Below are 17,874 nucleotides of genomic sequence, written 5' to 3' on the forward strand. Positions count from 1 at the left end.
CTCCTCCTTACTGCGTAAGCTGATTCTCCACAAGGTCAACGGAAACCAGTGTAGAAACGCCTTTTTCCTGCATGGTAATACCATAAAGCCGGTCTGCAGCATTCATGGTACCACGTCTATGTGTAATTATAATGAATTGGGTGTTCTTCGTCAACTTCTGGAGATAACCTGCGAAACGTCCTACGTTGGAATCATCCAGAGCCGCCTCGATCTCATCAAGAAGACAGAACGGAGATGGCTTCAGGTTCTGGATGGCAAACAACAGGGCAATGGCAGTCAGCGCTTTCTCACCACCGGAAAGCTGCATCATATTCTGAAGCTTTTTGCCTGGCGGCTGGGAAATGATACGGATTCCTGCCTCCAGGATATCCACGTCCTCTTCAAGCTCCAGCGTACCTTTACCGCCGCCGAACAGCTCCTTAAACGCCTTATCAAACTCCCGCTGGATATCCTGGAATTTTTCCGCAAACTGCTTACGCATTCCCTCATCCAGCTCCTGGATAATATTCTCAAGCTGTGCCTCTGCGGTCTTCAGATCCTCGTACTGCCCGGAAAGGAAAGCATGACGTTCTGAAATCTCCTTATATTCCTCAATCGCATTTACATTAACATTACCAAGCTTACGGATTTCATCCTTCACCTGGGCAATTTCTTTTTTCATTGCTTTCAGATCGTTCAGCTCTTCTTTTTTATATTGAAGGGCATTGTTCGGGGTGATCTCATATTCATTCCACATATAGGAAATCTGGGATTCCCTGTGCTCTTCCAGCTTCTCGATCTGGCTCTTTAAACGGTAACACTCTTTATCCAGAAGGGAAATCCGGCCGGAAAGCTCATCTCTCTTCTCAAAGAATGCCTTATGGCTGCTGTTTTTCTCATCCTTCACAGCCTGCCAGCTCTCCATCTGGGCTTTTGCCTTGGTCTCATCCTCTGCAAGGGCCGTGATCACAGCCTCCAGATTCTCTACAGACTGACGCTTCCTCTCATTCTCCTCGCCTCCAAGCTCCAGAGTCTGGTGAATATCTGTCTCCTCCTGATGAAGGGCTTCCATCTCATGATTCAGACGGTCAAGAGTCTCCTGTGCGAAGCTCTCCTTCTGCTGGGCGGTACTTGCTTCCAGACGAAGGGCCTCCAGTTTCCTGGAAACCTCCTGCTCATCTGCTTTCCAGTCTTCTAATTCCTTCTGCTTATTCTGGATAAATGTCTCCAGCTCTTTCTCATCCTGTTCAGAAGCCTTTAATTCTTCGGCAATCTTACTATGATCTGCCTTTGCTTCTTCCACCTGGCGGCGGATCTCCATCTGTTCCCTCTGGATTTCCCCATAGCCAGCCTGGATTTCCTTCGTCTTGGCTTCTACCTGGTTAATATTCATTTTCGCAGTATTCTGGGCAACATACTGCTGGCGCAGCTTCTCCTGCAGATCTGCGATGGTATCCCGCATAACGTTGCGCTTGCTCCGGTTATCATCGATTGCCTTCTGCATATCGTCCATGTCCTTGCGCAGCGCCTTCACACTGGATTCCAGCTCCTCGATCTCACGGCGGCGTCCCAGAAGATTACTGTTATTCTTAAAAGAACCACCTGACATAGAACCGCCCGGGCTGAAAGATTCTCCCTCTACGGTTACCATACGCAGGCTGTGTCTGTATTTGCGCGCGATGGCAATGGCATGATCAATGTGGTCTACCACCAGCACCCTTCCAAGAAGGTAAGTCGCCAGCCCGGAATATTCTGCACCTGTGGTTACCAGCTCACTGGCAAGTCCGATCACGCCTGGCTCCTTTAATGCCTCTCTCTGGGTAAAACCACTCTTCGTATTGATACTGTTAAGAGGAAGGAACGTGGCACGGCCGAACCGGTTTTTCTTCAGGAATTCGATCATGTGCTTGGCTGTCTGCTCATTGTCTGTGACAATATTCTGGATACTGCCGCCAAGAGCGGTCTCAATGGCGATCTCATATTCCTTATTTACCTGGATCAGATCCGCTACAACACCGCGGATTCCCGGTACCCGGTCCTTCTGCTCCATCACACGGCGGATACTGTTCCCATAGCCGTCGTAACGCTCGGTAATATTCTTCAACGATTCCAGTCTGGAAGCTTCACGGTGATATGCACTCTGTCCAACTTCCATCTGGCTGTTCTGCTTTTTTAACTCATCTGTGATCTTATGTACTTCATTATCCAGGCGCTGGCACTCAGCATTCATATCCTGGATCAGCGCTGTGATTCCCTGGAATTTCTCCTTTGCCTTCTCCAGCTCGCTCTGCTGCTGTGCTTCCTCTGTTTTCAAATGAAGCTGTCTCTGGCTGATCCCGGCTTTACGGATATCGATCTGCTCCATCATGGTGTCAAAGCGCTGGGCTTTTCCTCTTGTGGTAGCACGGGTATTGAGAAGCTCAATGATCTCATTCTTACCATTCTCCACAGCCTGGGTGCATTCCTCAATCTGTGCCTGGATATTTGAAAGACGATCCTCTTCGTCTTTCTGCCGCTTCTTCGCTTCCAGAAGAGCTGCATGAAGCTGGGATTTCTCTGCTTCCTGGCTCTCCAGTGCTTCCTGGCGCTCTTTTAAGTCGGATTCTATGGTCTGTAAACGGCTCTTATAATGTTCTTCATTCTGGACTCCGGCAGAGATCTGCTCTCTTAACACCTTGATCTCACCGTCTAGCTGCTGTCTGCGGATTGCCTTATTCTGGGTCTCCTCACGAAGCTGGTCCATCTGGGAATTCAGCTGCTCCAGTTCTTCCTCCAGGCGGTCATATTCCACCTTGGTCTGCTCATAAGCCTTCTGATTCTCTTCCAGTTCCTCTGTGGCCTGGGTATTCTTGGCATCCAGCTCTTTTAATTCCCGGCTGGTCTCCTCATTCTCCAGAAGGAAGCTGTTCACATCCAGTTCCCTTAAGGTATCCCTTTTGGCAAGATAGATCCTGGCAGTCTCAGACTGACGCTCCAACGGGCCTAACTGTCTGGTAAGCTCACTTAAGATGTCGGTAACACGCACCAGATTGGCCTGCTCATCCTGCAGCTTCTTGATGGTGGTAGCCTTTCTACGTTTAAATTTCACGATTCCGGCTGCCTCGTCAAAAAGCTCACGGCGCTCCTCCGGCTTACCACTTAAGATCTTATCGATCTGACCCTGTCCGATGATAGAATAGCCCTCTTTACCAATACCTGTATCGTAGAACATCTCGTTAATGTCCTTCAGACGGCAGGCGCTTCCATTGATCAGATACTCACTCTCACCGGAGCGGTAAAGCCTTCTGGTTACAGTAACCTCATTAAAATCTACCGGCAGCTTATGGTCGCTGTTATCCAGGGTAATGGCAACAGATGCGAAGCTTAACGGCTTCCTGGTCTCTGTACCGGAAAAAATAACATCCTGCATATTTCCGCCTCTAAGCTGCTTGGCACTCTGCTCACCAAGAACCCAGCGCACCGCATCACCGACATTACTTTTTCCACTTCCATTTGGTCCTACGATTCCGGTAATTCCGTTATGAAATTCGAAATTGATTTTCTGCGCAAAGGACTTAAACCCGTGCACTTCAATATTTTTTAAATACATATATCCGAATCCTTGTCCAATTATTTCATCTTACGGATTGCCTGGTAAGCAGCTTCCTGCTCTGCTGCCTTCTTGGTATGTCCCACACCGGTACCCATTACCTGACCGCTGACAAGGACATCCACCGTAAAGCTCTTATTGTGATCCGGGCCTTCTTCCTTTATCAGACGGTACTCTACAAGGTGAGTGCCCTTCTCCTGTACGATTTCCTGCAGGATGGTCTTGCTATCATAAAAGAGCTGCTTATTCTCAAGATCGTTCAGGATAAATTTCAGAACGAACTCCTTTGCACTAGCAAAACCACCGTCCAGATAAATAGCTCCAAGCAAAGCTTCTGTTGCATCGGAAACGATAGAGTCGCGGTTTCTTCCGCCAGTCATGTCCTCACCTTTGCCAAGGAGCAGATACTGGGGCAGTCCAAAATCCCTTGCACAATAAGCAAGACTTGGCTCGCAGACCAGGCTGGCTCTCTTCTTCGTCAGCTCTCCCTCCGGAATCTGCGTGTATTTCTTGTAAAGGAAATCACTGCTGATCAGCTCTAACACTGCATCTCCCAGAAATTCCAGACGCTCATTACAGCCTGCCTTGCCAAGCTTCTTCTCATTGGCATAGGAGCTGTGTGTCAGTGCAAGGATCAGAAGATTCTTATTCTTGAACTCATAACCGATCCGTTTTTCCAATGCTTTTAACTTTTTTTCCATAATAAATAAACTTCCTTCCCTCTGACAGACAAACATCTCTCCGGCAGTTCTTTGCCGGGAAAATTTCTGTCTGCCAGTACTTCTTTTGTTACTGTTTCTGGCTCTTTCTCTTACTAAACGGACATGTCTGCTTACGCAGACATCACCATAAATGAAAGCCATTTACGTAACCTTTTTTAAGCTTTTTCTGTGTGCATCTCTTCAGATGTATGGGTCTCTTCCACCATATGTGCAGCAATCTTCTCATTGATCTTCTGCTGTCTGAACTGGACACACTGGAAAATAGCGTGACGGATCTCCACAGCCTTGGCGCTGCCGTGTGTCTTCACAACCAATCCCTTAAGTCCCAGAAGAGGTGCTCCGCCATATTCACTTGCATCAAATGCTTTCATGGTCTCTTTGATCGCCGGCTTCACAAGAAGGGCGCCTACCTTGCTTCTTGTGTTCTTCATAAGTCCTGCCTTGATCATCTTCATAAAGGTACTTCCAAGTCCTTCGTAAAGCTTCAGGATCACATTTCCAACAAATGCCTCGCAGACGATCACATCTGCATAACCTGCCGGAATGTCCCTTGCCTCAATGCTTCCGATGAAATTGATCCCCGGACACTCTTTCAGAAGTGGAAATGTCTCCTTCACCAGTGCATTTCCCTTCTCTTCCTCTGCACCATTATTCACGATCGCCACACGTGGATTCTTGATTCCAACTACATCTTCCATATAAATGGAGCCCATCTTCGCAAACTGTACCAGATGATCCGGTCTGGCATCTACATTGGCGCCACAGTCGATCAGAAGGGAAACACCTTTCTCTGTAGGAATCAACGGTGCAAGCGGAGGACGCTGTACCCCTTTACTTCTTCCAACGATCACCTGGCCGCCTACCAAAATGGCGCCTGAGCTTCCGGAGGAAACAAATGCCTCTGCTTCCTGCTTCTTCACAAGATTCAGGCCTACCACAATGGAAGAATCCTTCTTCTTACGGATGGCTACTACTGGAGGCTCTGCTGTCTCGATCACCTCTGTAGCATTCACTATCTGGATTCTTTCTTTGGGGTAATTCTGAAATTTACCAAGCTCATTCTCGATCACATCCTGCTTACCGGTAAGGATCACAACAATATCCTCACGCTCGGTAACAGCCTCCACAGCTGCTTTCACAGGCTCTGCCGGGGCGTTATCCCCGCCCATGGCATCTACTACTACTCTGACTGTCTCTGCCATATTTTTCTCCTTTTAAAGCACGCCTGGTCTCATATAAAATTACTTATGAACATCCGGCGGTGCGCTTTAGCACTGCAATTCAATAATGTAAAAATCCGATTATACTCGAATAAGTCTATTCTACTTTATCTGCCCCTGCTAAGTCAATAGGCAATCCTGGAAAGGTCGCGTGTTGCTATGAACAGGGTTAAACCGTAACTCTCTTGACGCTTCCGGCAAACTCCGCTATACTCTCACTGGGAGCAGATAGGTGCCGGTGTGCCTCCTGGTCTTCAAAACCAGTGTGGGGCGCTAATCCCGTCCCGGATGGGTTCGATTCCCATATGTTCCCGCCAGAAAACAGCACATTTTTTAAATAACACCTTCTTCATCAGATCATCAGGACTCACCTGGGAAGCTGTCCTTTTGTGATCTTTCTCACCCCATTTTCCATCACGGTGATCCGCTCTTTATCAAATCCTTCCAGCAGTGTGATCGCACATTTCCGGGAAATTCCCAGACGATCACGGAATTCGCCAGTCAGGATCACTCCTTTTTCCTTATATAATAATTGCACCATATCCAGCGCCTTTTGCCTGTTTTCCCAATGCATATAATGTTTTTCATCAAACCGTACAAGAATACCACTCCGTACCATGGCAAAAAACACCTGGGAAAAGTCTTTTTCCCGGGAAAAGGCAGCTTTCACATCAGCAGTACCAGGCGGCGCAAAACCGGATTTCAGATAGAGTTCCTGTAAGTGCGTAAATACAGGGTGCCCGGCAATATTTTCTGATTTTGTTGTCTGTATCTGCCTATCAGTGCCGCTTCCTGTCATGCACTGCTGCGTCTGTCTGGCATTGTTGCTCTCTGGCTTTCCTTGCTGTATCTGTCTGGCAATATCGCCCCCCGCTTTTTTCTGCTTTCTCCGTCGCTTTACTGCGTTTGGATTCAGAATGATGCCTCCACCTATGGTTTCTACAGGTGAATAAAATCTTATCACAAAATGATCGCCAGCCTTCATGGCTGCCGCCTGCTCCATCCGAAGCTGAACCACCGCTTCTTCCCCAGGTTTTAGCACTTCCCGGTCAAACAAAATCACTTTGCACACCAGTTCCGCTGCCCCATGATAAAAATGAACCCGGCTGCCGCTTTTTAAAGCGCGATGTGCCGTCTGTAGCAAGTGCAGCCGCACATCAGCCATCATGGTGCTCTCCATGCTTCCAGCTGCTGCCAGGATTTCTCCCCGGGAAATGTCTTCCTTCCCGATTCCAGGCAGGTTTACTGCCACACGCTGTCCTGGAAATGCCTGAATGATTTCCTGTCCATGAACCTGAATGCTACGGATTTTAACTTTCTCACCACGGGGATACAGCATAATATCCGAATCATTTTCCAGACATCCATCTAATAAAGTCCCAGTTACAATTGTCCCAAACCCTTTTAAGGAAAATACACGATCAATAGGCAGCCGGAATCCTGGATGGTTCAGATAGGTTTCCGACTGATTCCTGCCAGGTTCCGGCCGATTCATACTGGTTTCCATCTGGCTCATACTACCTTCAGCCATCTCACACAGCTTCCAAAGCACATTCCGAAGCTCTTCCACACCCTGTCTATCCACCGCACTGGTCACCACTACATCCGCATTTTCCAGAAAGGTCCCCCGCACAAGCTCCCGGATTTCTCTCTCCAGCCCGTCTTTCCACTCCAGGTCACCTTTTGTAACCACTACTACACCTTTTCTGATACCAAGAAGGGAAAGAACCTCCAGATGCTCCCTGGTCTGGGGCATGACACCCTCGTCAGCAGCGATCACCAGCATGGCAATATCAATTCCGCCCGCACCTGCCAGCATATTCTTTATGAACTTTTCATGCCCCGGCACATCGATGATTCCCGCTTCCGTCCCATCTGGAAGCTTTAGAAACGCGAAACCATTCTCAATGGTGATTCCACGTTTTTTCTCTTCTGCAAGACGATCCGTGTCTGTACCTGTCAGTGCCTTTACCAGGCAGGTTTTACCATGGTCAATGTGCCCGGCGGTGCCTATAATGCTATACTTTTTTATTTCCATATCTTTCTGTTTCACCATTCTTGTATGAAATTCGTGTTATCTCAAAAAATCCTATATGACAAACATGCTCTGGTTATAGAAACAACGCGGAGAAGAAAATTCTCCGCGTTGCCTTTTTTGTTTATAACTATTTTAGCATATGTCTGATTGTTCTTTGTATTTTTATCCTTTTTAATAACAATCTGATTTTTTCTGTAAAAGAACTACTCCACCGTAACCGATTTCGCCAGGTTCCTCGGCTTATCCACATCCAGTCCCTTGGCAACACTGACATAATATCCCATCAGCTGCAGCGGTACGATCGCAAGGCTGGTGGTAAAGTATTTCTCTGTCTTCGGAACATATACAGAGAAATCAGCAGTATCCTCAATGCTGTAATTGCCATAGCTGGTCAGCCCCATCAGGTAGGCTCCACGGCTCTTGACCTCGACCATATTGCTGAGGGTTTTCTCAAACAGATCCTTCTGGGTCATCACACCGATCACCAGAGTACCATCCTCCACAAGGCTGATGGTTCCGTGCTTCAGCTCACCGGCAGCATATGCCTCTGAATGAATATAACTGATCTCCTTCATCTTCAGGCTGCCCTCCATGCTGATGGCATAATCGATTCCACGTCCGATGAAGAAAATATCATGGGCATTGGCGTATTTGCTGGCGAACCACTGGATACGCTCCTTGTCATCCAGCACACGGCTGATCTTATCCGGAAGGGTCTCCATCTCGGCAAGAAGACTCTCTACACGGCTCTCCTCTAATCTGCCCTGTACCAATGCACTCTGGATTGCCAGCAGATACATAGCGATCAGCTGGGTACTATAAGCCTTGGTGGTGGCAACGGAAATCTCAGGGCCTGCATAAGTATATAATGTATAATCGCTCTCTCTTGCAATGCTGGAGCCAACCACATTGACCACGCTAAGTACCGGCACATTTCTCTCCTTGGCAAGACGAAGGGCAGCCAGACTGTCCGCAGTCTCACCAGACTGGGAAATGATCACCACCATGGAATCCTCCACAAGGATCGGGTCACGGTAACGGAACTCAGAAGCCACATCCACCTCAACCGGGATCTTTGCCATGGATTCAATGACATACTTGCCAACCATACCTACATGATAAGCAGAACCGCAGGCAATAATATAAATTCTCTTAAGGGAAGCCAGCTTCTCATCCGTAAGGCCGGTCTCTGAAAAATCAATATGGCCATCCTTCACATAAGCACCGATGGTATCCTGGACTGCTTTCGGCTGTTCATGGATCTCTTTCAGCATGAAATGCTCGTATCCACCCTTCTCAGCAGCTGCCGCATCCCACTGGATCTCCACAACCTCTTTCTGGATTTCCTCACGGTCAATGTTGTAGAAATGGATCTCATCACGGGAAAGCTCTGCGATCTCAAGGTTTCCAATATAATAAACCTTTCTGGTCTGATCCAGGATTGCCGGAACATCAGAAGCGATCAGGCTTCCATTCTCCTTCTTGCCAATGATCAGCGGGCTGTCCTTACGGGCTGCAAATAATTTGCCCGGATAATCCTTAAAGATAACGCCAAAGGCATAAGAACCGCGAATACGGAGCATAGCCCTGGAAATCGCCTCCAGAGGTGTCCCTGTCTTCTTATAATAGTAATCCACCAGCTTTACCGCAACCTCTGTATCTGTCTGGGAATAAAAATTATACCCGGAACGAAGCAGCTTCGTCTTCAGCTCCTGATAGTTCTCAATAATTCCATTATGGACAAGGACAACTGATTTGTCATCTGTACAATGGGGATGCGCATTCGTCTCAGAAGGCTCTCCGTGGGTCGCCCAGCGTGTATGGCCGATACCACAGGTACCCGGTACCGCTGAACCGCCATCTGTCTTCTCGATCAGGGTTTTCAGACGTCCCTTTGCCTTTACAATGGCAATCTTGTCTGTCTCCTCGTTACGGACTGCGATACCTGCTGAATCATAGCCCCGGTACTCCAGCTTGGAAAGACCTGTCAGCAAAATCGGTGCTGCCTGCTCATCTCCTACATAACCAACAATTCCACACATAAAATCTCCTCCTAAGTCTCAGTGATTCTCCTCGTTCTTCTCCTGGCCTGCAGTCTTCTGCCATGACTCAACCCCTTCTGTATTCTCCTTCTGGAAAAGGATCTTGAAGGTAAGCATGAGAAGCTTGATATCCAGTCTCAGGGAATAGGTCTCAATATAAGTGAGATCCAGTTTCAGCTTGTCATAAGGTGTCGTGTTATATTTACCATAAACCTGGGCATAACCGGTAAGTCCGGCCTTCACCTTCAGGCGGTAATCAAATTCCGGAATGCGCTCACTGTAAATCGCCGCGATCTCCGGTCTCTCCGGTCTGGGACCCACAAGAGACATATCACCCTTCAGAATATTAAAAATCTGTGGCAGCTCATCAAAATGGATCTGGCGGATGATTCTGCCAACCGGTGTGATCCTGTCGTCCTCTTTCTTCGCCAGCTGCGCCCCTTTTACTTCGGAATCCATCTTCATGCTCCGGAATTTCAAGATCATGAAGACTCTCTTATCCCGGGTAAGACGGGGCTGCTTGTAAAAAACAGGGCCTCCATCATAAAGCTTGATTGCCAGCGCGATCACCAGCATAAACGGGGATGCAATAAGTAGTCCCAGAAGGGAAAACACAATATCCACCACTCTCTTAAAAAACAGCTGCTCAGCTGTCAGCCGCAGATTACGGGAAAGAAGAAGTGTGGTATCAAACAGATGGATATCATCTGCATTTCTCAGCATAATATCTGAAAGCTTCGGAATGGAATAACACCGGATATCCTTCTCGAAGCAATATTTCAGCAGTACATTACGCTCATGGGACGGAATATCCCCGATCACCACTGCCCGGTAACCGTCAATCCGCTTCTTGATCTCATCCAGTCCAAGGGAAAGAGGTACCATCTCTTTGATCGCATACTTATCTTCCCTTGTCTCAAATTTATTCCGAAGGTCACCAGGATCACGTCCTCCATAGACCATCAGCATCTGTCTGGGCGGATACAGCCTGGTATACACAAAACGCATACCGACCACCCATAATACCACAATGATCAGGTCAATCCCGGTCATAGCCAGCATAGGGGAAAGATGCTCACCAAGGCGCCAGCGTCCGATCAGACATAACTGCAGATACGTGATAAAATTCACGCAGCAGACCGATAATATCTGGGAATAGATCACCTCAAATACCCGCAGATAGCCTACCTTAAAACCTCCATAAATCTTATAAAAGAAATAGACCATCAGCACATACAGGCCAATAATTACCTGATTACCTCTGGCAAAACGTCTGCCGATCACGTCCCTGTGGGCATAAAATTTATACCAGATATAGGCGAAAAGCAAGGTCTCAATGGTAACGATCACTGCTGACGCCAAAAACATAATCAGTCTCTTATATCGTTCGCGATTTTCCATTTTTTCCTCCAGTAAAATTACTCTGAAATCTATACGTTGTATAAGTATAGCACAAAAATCCCCAGAGGAAAATGATTTTTTTCGTCACCTGAATTTGACAAAATTTGACATGACCGGGTTGCCAATTCAGATAAAGCGTGATAAAATCAGTACATATTTTATGAGAATTGCTATGCCACAGATTCTGATCTTTTGATCCTGGCAGCATTTACATATTAACAAATTCTATTTAATCGACAGTAAATTCTTTGTAAATTCCATCTGGCATTCAGTCGGGATTTATGATCTATAGAAAGGAAATCATGCGTCATTACAGAACTTCCAGACATAACAATACAACCAGGCATGACCATAATAATAAGAAGAAATTCAAATATCTTACAGTCGGACTAGCTGTAGGCGTTCTTGGCATTGGACTGACAGCCGGTGTTCTTACTTCCGCCGGCAATCACACCGTCACACAGGGCACTTCTTCCACCCAGGAGGATCCCGATGCCATTACATACAAGGGTGTCACCTATGTACCGAAGGGAAATCTTGAAACCTACCTTTTCGCAGGAATCGATTCTCCGGACAAGGTAACGGACATCAAAGAATACGACGGTACCGGCCAGTGTGACGTACTTATCGTACTGGTCCGTGACAGAAGCACAGATACCTGTAAGCTTCTCACCATCGACCGCAATACCATGACACCGATCCGCAGCCTTGAAGATGACGGCACCTACATTGATACTGATATCGCCCAGATTTCCCTGGCACATGCCATGAGCCTGGATCACCAGACCAGGGCTGATAATACAGTAGATGCTGTTTCCACCCTTCTTGGCGGTCATAAGATAGACGGCTATGCTATGGTAAATATGGGAGCCATCACTATTGTTAATGACATGGTAGGTGGTGTGACAGTCACTGTAGAGGATGATTTTCCAGACAGCGATACTTTGATCAAGGGACAGACCGTTACCCTGCATGGTGAGGACGCCGAGCGTTTCATCCGCGAGCGTAAGACCGTTGGTGACGGGCTGAATGATAACCGTATGAACCGCCAGGCCCAGTATGAACAGGCTTTCAAGCCTGTCTTCCAGGCGAAATGCAGCGAAGACAAGACTTTCCCCCTGGATCTGTACCACGCCATGGAGGATTACATGACCACCAACATCAGTGCCAAGAAATTTTCCCGTCTTGCTCTCCTGCTTTCCGATGAGACAGACGAAGAGAAGCTTACCATCGACGGAACCGACGGCTTTGACGAAGACGGCTGGCAGACCTTCACGCCTGATGAAGACAGTCTCCAGGAAGTGATCCTTTCGCTTTTTTATAAAGAGAAGAAGTAAATTATTTACCGATTTATAGAAAAATATCATTTTTTATATATCATTTCGTTTTTTATAGGGAAATAAAATTTTCCTGTTAGAAAATATATTAAATTAAGGAGACCTAAAATGAACGAAGAACTCACAAACGACGAGGTAGAGATTGACCTTGTGGATCTGGCCTATGCCCTTCTGGACAAATGGCGCTATCTTCTGGTCTGCCTGCTTGCAGGTGCCGTACTCTTCGGTGCATATTCCTATTTTTTGATCGCACCTACTTATGAGTCTACCTCCAAGCTTTATGTTGTATCAGCTTCAGATGATTCTGTTGTCAATTTAAGTGACCTGAACCTTGGTACTTCCCTGACTGCAGACTATGAACAGCTGATGCTCAGCTATCCGGTACTGAACCGTGTCATTGACCGGTTAGGTCTGGACACCACTTCAGAGGAACTGGCCAAGTCCTTTTCCCTGAATAACCCAAGCGATACCCGTATTCTGGAGATCACAGCCACTTCTACTGACCCACAGATGGCCCAGCAGCTGGCTGAGACTATGGCGGAAGAAGCCATTGACTATCTCCCGGAGACCATGAGTACTCTTGCCCCGAACCTGGCACAGCATGCCAAGCTTCCGGAGAATAAGGTTGCCCCAAGCTATACCAAATTCACTCTGATCGGTGCGTTGCTTGGCTTCCTTCTCTGCGCAGCATTCTTTACCGTGAAATATCTGATGGATGACACCATTCATACAGCAGATGACATGGAGAAATATTTTGGCCTGGTGCCTCTTACCACAATTCCTGACAGTGATCAGGTGGTAGACATGGATGAAGAGCAGCACCGCAGACGAGGCAGAAAGAGAGGCCGTAAGAAATGAACCAGCTGAATGTACAGCTTCCGGAGCTTCCTTATGCAGTTTCCGAAGCTATGAACCGACTTCGTATCAATATTAAATTCTGTGGTAAAAATACCCGCAAGATCCTTCTTACCAGCTGTCAGCCCAACGAGGGTAAAAGTACCATTTCCTCTTACCTTTGGAAAATGCTGGCCGAAGCAGGTTTTCCCACAGTACTGGTAGATGTGGATCTTCGTAAATCCGTTATGAAAACCCGTTTCCAGATGGATTATGACGATGATACCACATTAGGTCTGAATCACTACCTTTCCGGTATGGCAGAATACGATGATGTGGTGTACAGCACCAATATTCCTAACGGATACATGGTTCCATGTACACAGCTTCTGGAGAATCCTTCCGCTCTTCTGGAAGATATCCGCTTCAAAGAGCTGCTGGATACTCTTTCCCAGAACTATCGTTTCGTTATTATAGATTCCCCGCCACTTGGCAGTGTTTCCGATGGAGCTCTTATCGCTTCCCTGTGTGATGGCGCTGTTCTGGTGGTACGTGCCGGCACTACTCCCCGAAGTCTGATCAAGCAGTCTCTTTACGAGATCCAGCAGTCCGGCTGTAAGCTTCTGGGGACCGTATTAAACCGCGCAGATGTAAAGGGCCGCGGATACGGTTATGGATATGGAAAATATGGATATGGTTACGGCTATGGCTACGGTTATGGTTATGAACCTAAGAAGAAAGAATCCGATGCGGAAAATCAAGTGGAAGCAGACTCTTCTACCGGAAGCAATGCTTCCTCTTCCAGAAAAAGAAAGCATCACTAGTCATCCTATTCCATGTAATTCTTGTGGATAAACTGGTCTGCGTGGGGAGGCCGTTTATTAAATACATGTAACTGTTCATCGCAGTTACAAATACATTAAATTAAGAAATAGAGGGTGTTACCAATGAAATCATTCAAAAAAATTGCGGTAACTGTACTTGCTACCGTAATGATGCTCCTTATGAGCGTAACTGTTTTTGCAGCAGATTCACCTGTAAAAACATCCTTTAACGCATCTCTTGCTAAGAAGACTGTAACTTACAATGCTAAGAAACAGACTCCTAAGGTTGTTGTTAAAGATGCCAATGGCAAAACAATCAACAAAAAATACTACAAAGTTACTTACAGCAAACAGGGCTTCAAGAATGCCGGCAAATACAAAGTTACCATCACTGGTAAAGGAAAATATGCCGGATACAAAGAGACAATCACTTATACAATCAAATCCAAAGCTCAGAAAGTAACTCTTAAGAAAGATTCCTTCTCCACAACCAAGAAGGCTGTTAAGAAGAAAGCTAAATCAATCGGTACTATCAAAGCTACAACAAGAAAAGGTGCTAAGGTTACTTATACTACAAACAACTCCAAGATCAAAGTCAGCAAGAATGGCAAGATCACAGTTGCTAAGGGAACCAAGAAAGGTACCTATCAGATCAAAGTTACTGTCAGAACTAAGAACTACAAGACAGTTAACAAATTCGTCAAGATTACTGTTAAATAATTTTGATGTATAATGAAACAGCTCCCTGACCACGCAGGAAGCTGTTTTTCTATTTCTCTCACTATAAGAGATTCATATTTCTCACTAATGGATATTCGTATTTCCCACTAGCATATATTCGGATTTCTCACTGGCGTATATTCGTATTTCCCACTAGCGCATATTCGTATTTCCCACTGGCGTATATTCGTATTTCCCACTAGTGCACATTCATATCAGGTGTTGCCTGTGGAACCTGCATTTTGGGCAGGCTTACCGTATACTTGCTTCCGCCAGACGACGAACTTCCCCCGGAAGAAAAGCCTCCTGAACTGGAGCTTCCAGAAGAATGGGAGCTATGGCTTCCTGAAGAGTGGGAACCATGACTGCTGTGACTTCCGGAAGAATGGGACGCATGACTACTGTGAGAGCCTGAAGTATGGGAGCTATGGGAGCTATGGCTGCTGTGAGATCTATGGGAAGAGTGGGAACTATGGGATCTATGGGCAGCATAGATATTGCCATCCGCAAGCATAACTCCCAGAATTACCATCATGGAACCAATCATGGCAACCTTGGATCTGGAAATATTCCCTTCCTCTTCCTTCATAAAATCCTCAATTCCTTTTTTGATCTGCGGAAATAAATTGTCTTTATCCATTACTTCACCTTCTTTCTGCTATATACCTTTTTTAATTTTCCTTTTTTCCTATCGCTGCCCGCATGCTCTGGTTCAATAACTCATTCTGGAATTTGCCCACATCCTTGTAATCTGCGGTCTGACTCTTCCCGGAAAAAGATATGATGTAATTTTCATCCTTCCGGTCAAGGCCAATATAGTATCTGTCCGTAAACAAATAAGCAGCCCGGTAAATTGCTGTCAACGGATATAATTCACAATTTACACTAAATGTAATCGTTCCACCCTCGTCCATTTCATATTTGAGCATATGTTTCAAAACCTCGGTTCTTTATTATTCAGCTATTTACTATTAATAATACGAAAACAAACGACAAAAATCATACTTTTTCTTTATAAAATCACGTTTTTTCTCTATTTTTCATATCGTCCTGGCCGGCTATTGCATATAAACGCCTTTCTGGTGTTTATTACTTTGTTTGTATATGTTAAAAGGCCAGTCTTAGTTTCGTTCAACCCAACCGATTTCCTTCTCTAGCGTTATTGGCTCAGAAGTCTGATTTTTTGATATTCAATACAATTTGATAAGAAACGAGCAAATTACGCAATCCATCCAAATAACTCTAATGTAAAGAAGTTAATAAATAAATCTTAAACTTCAATTAATTTACATCTTTGTATTAAAGTATATCTTAAAAAAATTCTTCTTTTTTTCTATTGACATTTTTTTATAATTATTAAAGCCCTTTTTCAATTCATTTTTTCTATGTTTTCCTATTTTTACAGAGGAAAAACCTTTTTCAATGCATTTTTCCATCATACTATAAAGATCACCATATTTTTTATAAAGTAATATATAAAATGGAAAACTTTGAGGAACAACACGTACTTGATAATCCATAATCACGGTAAGAAGACCTATATGTGGGTCTACCGAAACCGGCCTCTGCGCAGCACACATCCTGTTGTTCTCTTTGACTGGCAGCCTTCCCGTCATTCGGAATATCCCCGTGAATTTCCGAAAACTTTTTCCTGGACTGTAGTCACAGACGGATACCAGGTCTATCACAAGCTTGCAAAAGAACACCGCGATCTTAAAGTTGCCGGCTGTTGGGTTCATGCCAGAAGACCTTTTGCTGAATTTATAAAGTCTGTCGGCCAGGACACCGCCAAAGGCTCGATCTCCCAGGAGGCATACAGCATGATCACGGAGATCATGCACATCGGCAATACCTTTGATGATCTTCCTGTATCAGACCGAAAAAAACAGCGTCAGCTTGTTCTTTCAGAAAAAGTGGATGCTTATTTCGCATGGGCAAAGCAGAAATACTCCCAGGTGACCCATAATAGCACCATCGGCAAAGCTCTTGCTTACAGCATAAATCAGGAAGATTACCTTCGTGTCTTTTTATCTGATGGTCATATCCCAATGGATAACAACTATGCCGAACAGGCGATCCGGCCTTTTACTATTGGCCGCAAAAACTTTGTACTGATCGAATCTTCTAACGGGGCAAAAGCAAGTGCGATCCTGTATAGCCTGGTAGAAACTGCAAAAGCAAACATGATAAATACTTTCGAGTATTTCAACCTGCTGCTCACCGAGATTCCACAGCACATGGAGGATAAAGACCTCAGTTTTATTGATGATCTTCTTCCATGATTGCCCAGAGTACAGAAAGAATGTCCAAGTAAATACAGAAAATCTTGATTTTTAATGCATTTATCATTTTCATAAAATCCGCTCAATCCCCGCTGAAAATGCGGGGATTTTTGCTGGTCAGTACTCATGTTTGAGGATTTACGGATAGTCCACTGCCAACAACAGTAATTAAAGGACTCTGGAATAGCACTCCCGAAGAATCTGTATATTATCCATAGCGGTTCCCCCATGTTTTTGCCTATATACCTTTTTCAGCTTCGTTTAATCCAGCAGCTTTCCTTTCGTTCCTTCTCAGTCATAAATTACCTCACTTTTTACAAATTTCAAACAATTAAGGGCAGATAACGTATGGAAACTAATCAGATGAGTCGGATACTTGAATTCTGCCAAAGCCCAAAACTGTTTTCTGTTAATTCTTTCAGCCAGGAAATCGTTTACATAGTTCCAAACCGTATCATTCGCCATAGGACCTTCTACAATATCATAATTGTGAGTTGCACCACTTCTGCATTTTGCAATAAAATCAAGCCATTCATCTGATATCTCTGGGAATTTCAGTATATTTAAACTATCATTTGGCTCATATTCATAAAAATTAATTATTGGTTCACCAATTCCACGATTTGCCCAACGTATTGCCTGCTGCATATTATTGGTGCAATAAAAGCCCCAGGAAAAATCTTTCGTATATTTCGCTTTTCGGACTTCTGGGTATTGGACAATTTCTTTGCTTGCATGATATAATTCCATAGTTGATTTCACCTCGTTTCGCTATTGTATATACCGACCAGATAGAGCACACTGCACGGCGTTTCAGTGCATGGCTTCCGCCGATACAGTGCACGCTTTCCGGTCATCAGTGCATGGATGATTATTCAGGTATAGG

15 protein-coding genes and 1 tRNA gene are annotated in these 17,874 nt (G+C 45.5%); 6 read left to right on the plus strand and 10 right to left on the minus strand.

Translation table 11 applies throughout. The annotated features are described in order from the left end of the window. Positions 1-7 precede the first annotated feature (7 nt). The 3 genes from smc to plsX form a co-directional block, all read right to left on the minus strand. Positions 8-3,568, minus strand: coding sequence for a chromosome segregation protein SMC (gene smc, locus ACTQWB_RS06255; RefSeq protein ID WP_441500650.1), 3,561 nt, complete (start codon positions 3,566-3,568; stop codon positions 8-10). Positions 3,569-3,588: 20 nt separating this feature from the next. Then, positions 3,589-4,269, minus strand: coding sequence for a ribonuclease III (gene rnc, locus ACTQWB_RS06260; protein WP_441500649.1), 681 nt, complete (start codon positions 4,267-4,269; stop codon positions 3,589-3,591). Positions 4,270-4,445: 176 nt separating this feature from the next. Then, on the minus strand, positions 4,446-5,492 hold the full coding sequence (gene plsX, locus ACTQWB_RS06265) for a phosphate acyltransferase PlsX (RefSeq protein ID WP_441500648.1): 1,047 nt from the start codon (positions 5,490-5,492) through the stop codon (positions 4,446-4,448). Between the two features lie 238 nt (positions 5,493-5,730). Between plsX and ACTQWB_RS06270 the strand changes: the two genes are divergently transcribed. Continuing rightward, positions 5,731-5,827, plus strand: a tRNA-Sec gene (locus tag ACTQWB_RS06270). 50 nt (positions 5,828-5,877) lie between these two features. On the opposite strand, the gene ACTQWB_RS06275 is transcribed toward ACTQWB_RS06270, so the two are convergent. From ACTQWB_RS06275 to ACTQWB_RS06285, 3 genes are all read right to left on the minus strand, one after another. Continuing rightward, the gene (locus tag ACTQWB_RS06275) at positions 5,878-7,548 is read right to left on the minus strand and encodes a selenocysteine-specific translation elongation factor (RefSeq protein WP_441500647.1); all 1,671 of its coding nucleotides are present in this window, start codon (positions 7,546-7,548) and stop codon (positions 5,878-5,880) included. A gap of 203 nt (positions 7,549-7,751) precedes the next feature. Next, a complete protein-coding gene (gene glmS, locus ACTQWB_RS06280) occupies positions 7,752-9,590 on the minus strand; it encodes a glutamine--fructose-6-phosphate transaminase (isomerizing) (protein WP_441500646.1) in 1,839 nt (612 codons plus the stop codon). An 18-nt stretch (positions 9,591-9,608) separates the two neighbouring features. Continuing rightward, entirely contained in the window at positions 9,609-10,991 is a 1,383-nt protein-coding gene (locus tag ACTQWB_RS06285; RefSeq protein WP_441500645.1) for an exopolysaccharide biosynthesis polyprenyl glycosylphosphotransferase, read from the minus strand. A gap of 281 nt (positions 10,992-11,272) precedes the next feature. On the opposite strand from ACTQWB_RS06285, the gene ACTQWB_RS06290 reads away from it, so the two are divergent. From ACTQWB_RS06290 to ACTQWB_RS06305, 4 genes are all read left to right on the plus strand, one after another. Next, the gene (locus ACTQWB_RS06290) at positions 11,273-12,328 is read left to right on the plus strand and encodes an LCP family protein (protein ID WP_441500644.1); all 1,056 of its coding nucleotides are present in this window, start codon (positions 11,273-11,275) and stop codon (positions 12,326-12,328) included. 108 nt (positions 12,329-12,436) lie between these two features. Continuing rightward, positions 12,437-13,186 carry a YveK family protein gene (locus ACTQWB_RS06295; RefSeq protein WP_441500643.1) on the plus strand — a complete coding sequence of 250 codons (750 nt, stop codon included), beginning with the start codon at positions 12,437-12,439 and terminating at the stop codon, positions 13,184-13,186. Beyond that, entirely contained in the window at positions 13,183-13,986 is an 804-nt protein-coding gene (locus ACTQWB_RS06300) for a CpsD/CapB family tyrosine-protein kinase (protein WP_441500642.1), read from the plus strand. Before ACTQWB_RS06295 ends, ACTQWB_RS06300 begins: the two co-directional genes overlap by 4 nt. 123 nt (positions 13,987-14,109) lie before the next feature. Further along, complete coding sequence (locus ACTQWB_RS06305; protein WP_441500641.1) at positions 14,110-14,706, plus strand: hypothetical protein; 597 nt, start codon at positions 14,110-14,112, stop codon at positions 14,704-14,706. A gap of 199 nt (positions 14,707-14,905) precedes the next feature. On the opposite strand, the gene ACTQWB_RS06310 is transcribed toward ACTQWB_RS06305, so the two are convergent. The 3 genes from ACTQWB_RS06310 to ACTQWB_RS06320 all read right to left on the minus strand — a co-directional run bounded on the left by ACTQWB_RS06310 (position 14,906) and on the right by ACTQWB_RS06320 (position 16,322). Continuing rightward, entirely contained in the window at positions 14,906-15,346 is a 441-nt protein-coding gene (locus ACTQWB_RS06310; RefSeq protein WP_441500640.1) for a His-Xaa-Ser repeat protein HxsA3, read from the minus strand. A 31-nt stretch (positions 15,347-15,377) separates the two neighbouring features. Next, positions 15,378-15,635, minus strand: coding sequence for a His-Xaa-Ser system protein HxsD (gene hxsD, locus ACTQWB_RS06315; protein ID WP_441500639.1), 258 nt, complete (start codon positions 15,633-15,635; stop codon positions 15,378-15,380). A 357-nt stretch (positions 15,636-15,992) separates the two neighbouring features. Continuing rightward, on the minus strand, positions 15,993-16,322 hold the full coding sequence (locus tag ACTQWB_RS06320; RefSeq protein ID WP_441500904.1) for a hypothetical protein: 330 nt from the start codon (positions 16,320-16,322) through the stop codon (positions 15,993-15,995). Here ACTQWB_RS06320 and tnpC point away from each other — a divergent pair. Next, positions 16,248-16,988 (plus strand): IS66 family transposase, encoded by a 741-nt coding sequence (tnpC, locus tag ACTQWB_RS06325; RefSeq protein WP_441500638.1) that lies wholly within the window; start codon positions 16,248-16,250, stop codon positions 16,986-16,988. The two genes, ACTQWB_RS06320 and tnpC, sit on opposite strands and share 75 nt — an antisense overlap. A gap of 291 nt (positions 16,989-17,279) precedes the next feature. Here the strand turns inward: tnpC and ACTQWB_RS06330 are convergent, their stop codons facing one another. Beyond that, positions 17,280-17,738, minus strand: a complete 459-nt coding sequence (locus tag ACTQWB_RS06330) for a DUF3990 domain-containing protein (RefSeq protein WP_441500637.1) — start codon at positions 17,736-17,738, stop codon at positions 17,280-17,282. Positions 17,739-17,874 lie beyond the last annotated feature (136 nt).

Source organism: Blautia sp. HCP3S3_H10_2, assembly GCF_052122375.1.
Classification (GTDB): Bacteria; Bacillota; Clostridia; order Lachnospirales; family Lachnospiraceae; genus Blautia_A.

What these genes read in the sequence shown, in the direction of transcription:
- smc (WP_441500650.1), bottom strand. Translation starts at nt 3,568, where the DNA reads ATGTATTTAAAAAATATTGAAGTGCACGGGTTTAAGTCCTTTGCGCAG.
- rnc (WP_441500649.1), bottom strand. Translation starts at nt 4,269, where the DNA reads ATGGAAAAAAAGTTAAAAGCATTGGAAAAACGGATCGGTTATGAGTTC.
- plsX (WP_441500648.1), bottom strand. Translation starts at nt 5,492, where the DNA reads ATGGCAGAGACAGTCAGAGTAGTAGTAGATGCCATGGGCGGGGATAAC.
- ACTQWB_RS06275 (WP_441500647.1), bottom strand. Translation starts at nt 7,548, where the DNA reads ATGGAAATAAAAAAGTATAGCATTATAGGCACCGCCGGGCACATTGAC.
- glmS (WP_441500646.1), bottom strand. Translation starts at nt 9,590, where the DNA reads ATGTGTGGAATTGTTGGTTATGTAGGAGATGAGCAGGCAGCACCGATT.
- ACTQWB_RS06285 (WP_441500645.1), bottom strand. Translation starts at nt 10,991, where the DNA reads ATGGAAAATCGCGAACGATATAAGAGACTGATTATGTTTTTGGCGTCA.
- ACTQWB_RS06290 (WP_441500644.1), top strand. Translation starts at nt 11,273, where the DNA reads ATGATCTATAGAAAGGAAATCATGCGTCATTACAGAACTTCCAGACAT.
- ACTQWB_RS06295 (WP_441500643.1), top strand. Translation starts at nt 12,437, where the DNA reads ATGAACGAAGAACTCACAAACGACGAGGTAGAGATTGACCTTGTGGAT.
- ACTQWB_RS06300 (WP_441500642.1), top strand. Translation starts at nt 13,183, where the DNA reads ATGAACCAGCTGAATGTACAGCTTCCGGAGCTTCCTTATGCAGTTTCC.
- ACTQWB_RS06305 (WP_441500641.1), top strand. Translation starts at nt 14,110, where the DNA reads ATGAAATCATTCAAAAAAATTGCGGTAACTGTACTTGCTACCGTAATG.
- ACTQWB_RS06310 (WP_441500640.1), bottom strand. Translation starts at nt 15,346, where the DNA reads ATGGATAAAGACAATTTATTTCCGCAGATCAAAAAAGGAATTGAGGAT.
- hxsD (WP_441500639.1), bottom strand. Translation starts at nt 15,635, where the DNA reads ATGCTCAAATATGAAATGGACGAGGGTGGAACGATTACATTTAGTGTA.
- tnpC (WP_441500638.1), top strand. Translation starts at nt 16,248, where the DNA reads ATGTGGGTCTACCGAAACCGGCCTCTGCGCAGCACACATCCTGTTGTT.
- ACTQWB_RS06320 (WP_441500904.1), bottom strand. Translation starts at nt 16,322, where the DNA reads ATGACGGGAAGGCTGCCAGTCAAAGAGAACAACAGGATGTGTGCTGCG.
- ACTQWB_RS06330 (WP_441500637.1), bottom strand. Translation starts at nt 17,738, where the DNA reads ATGGAATTATATCATGCAAGCAAAGAAATTGTCCAATACCCAGAAGTC.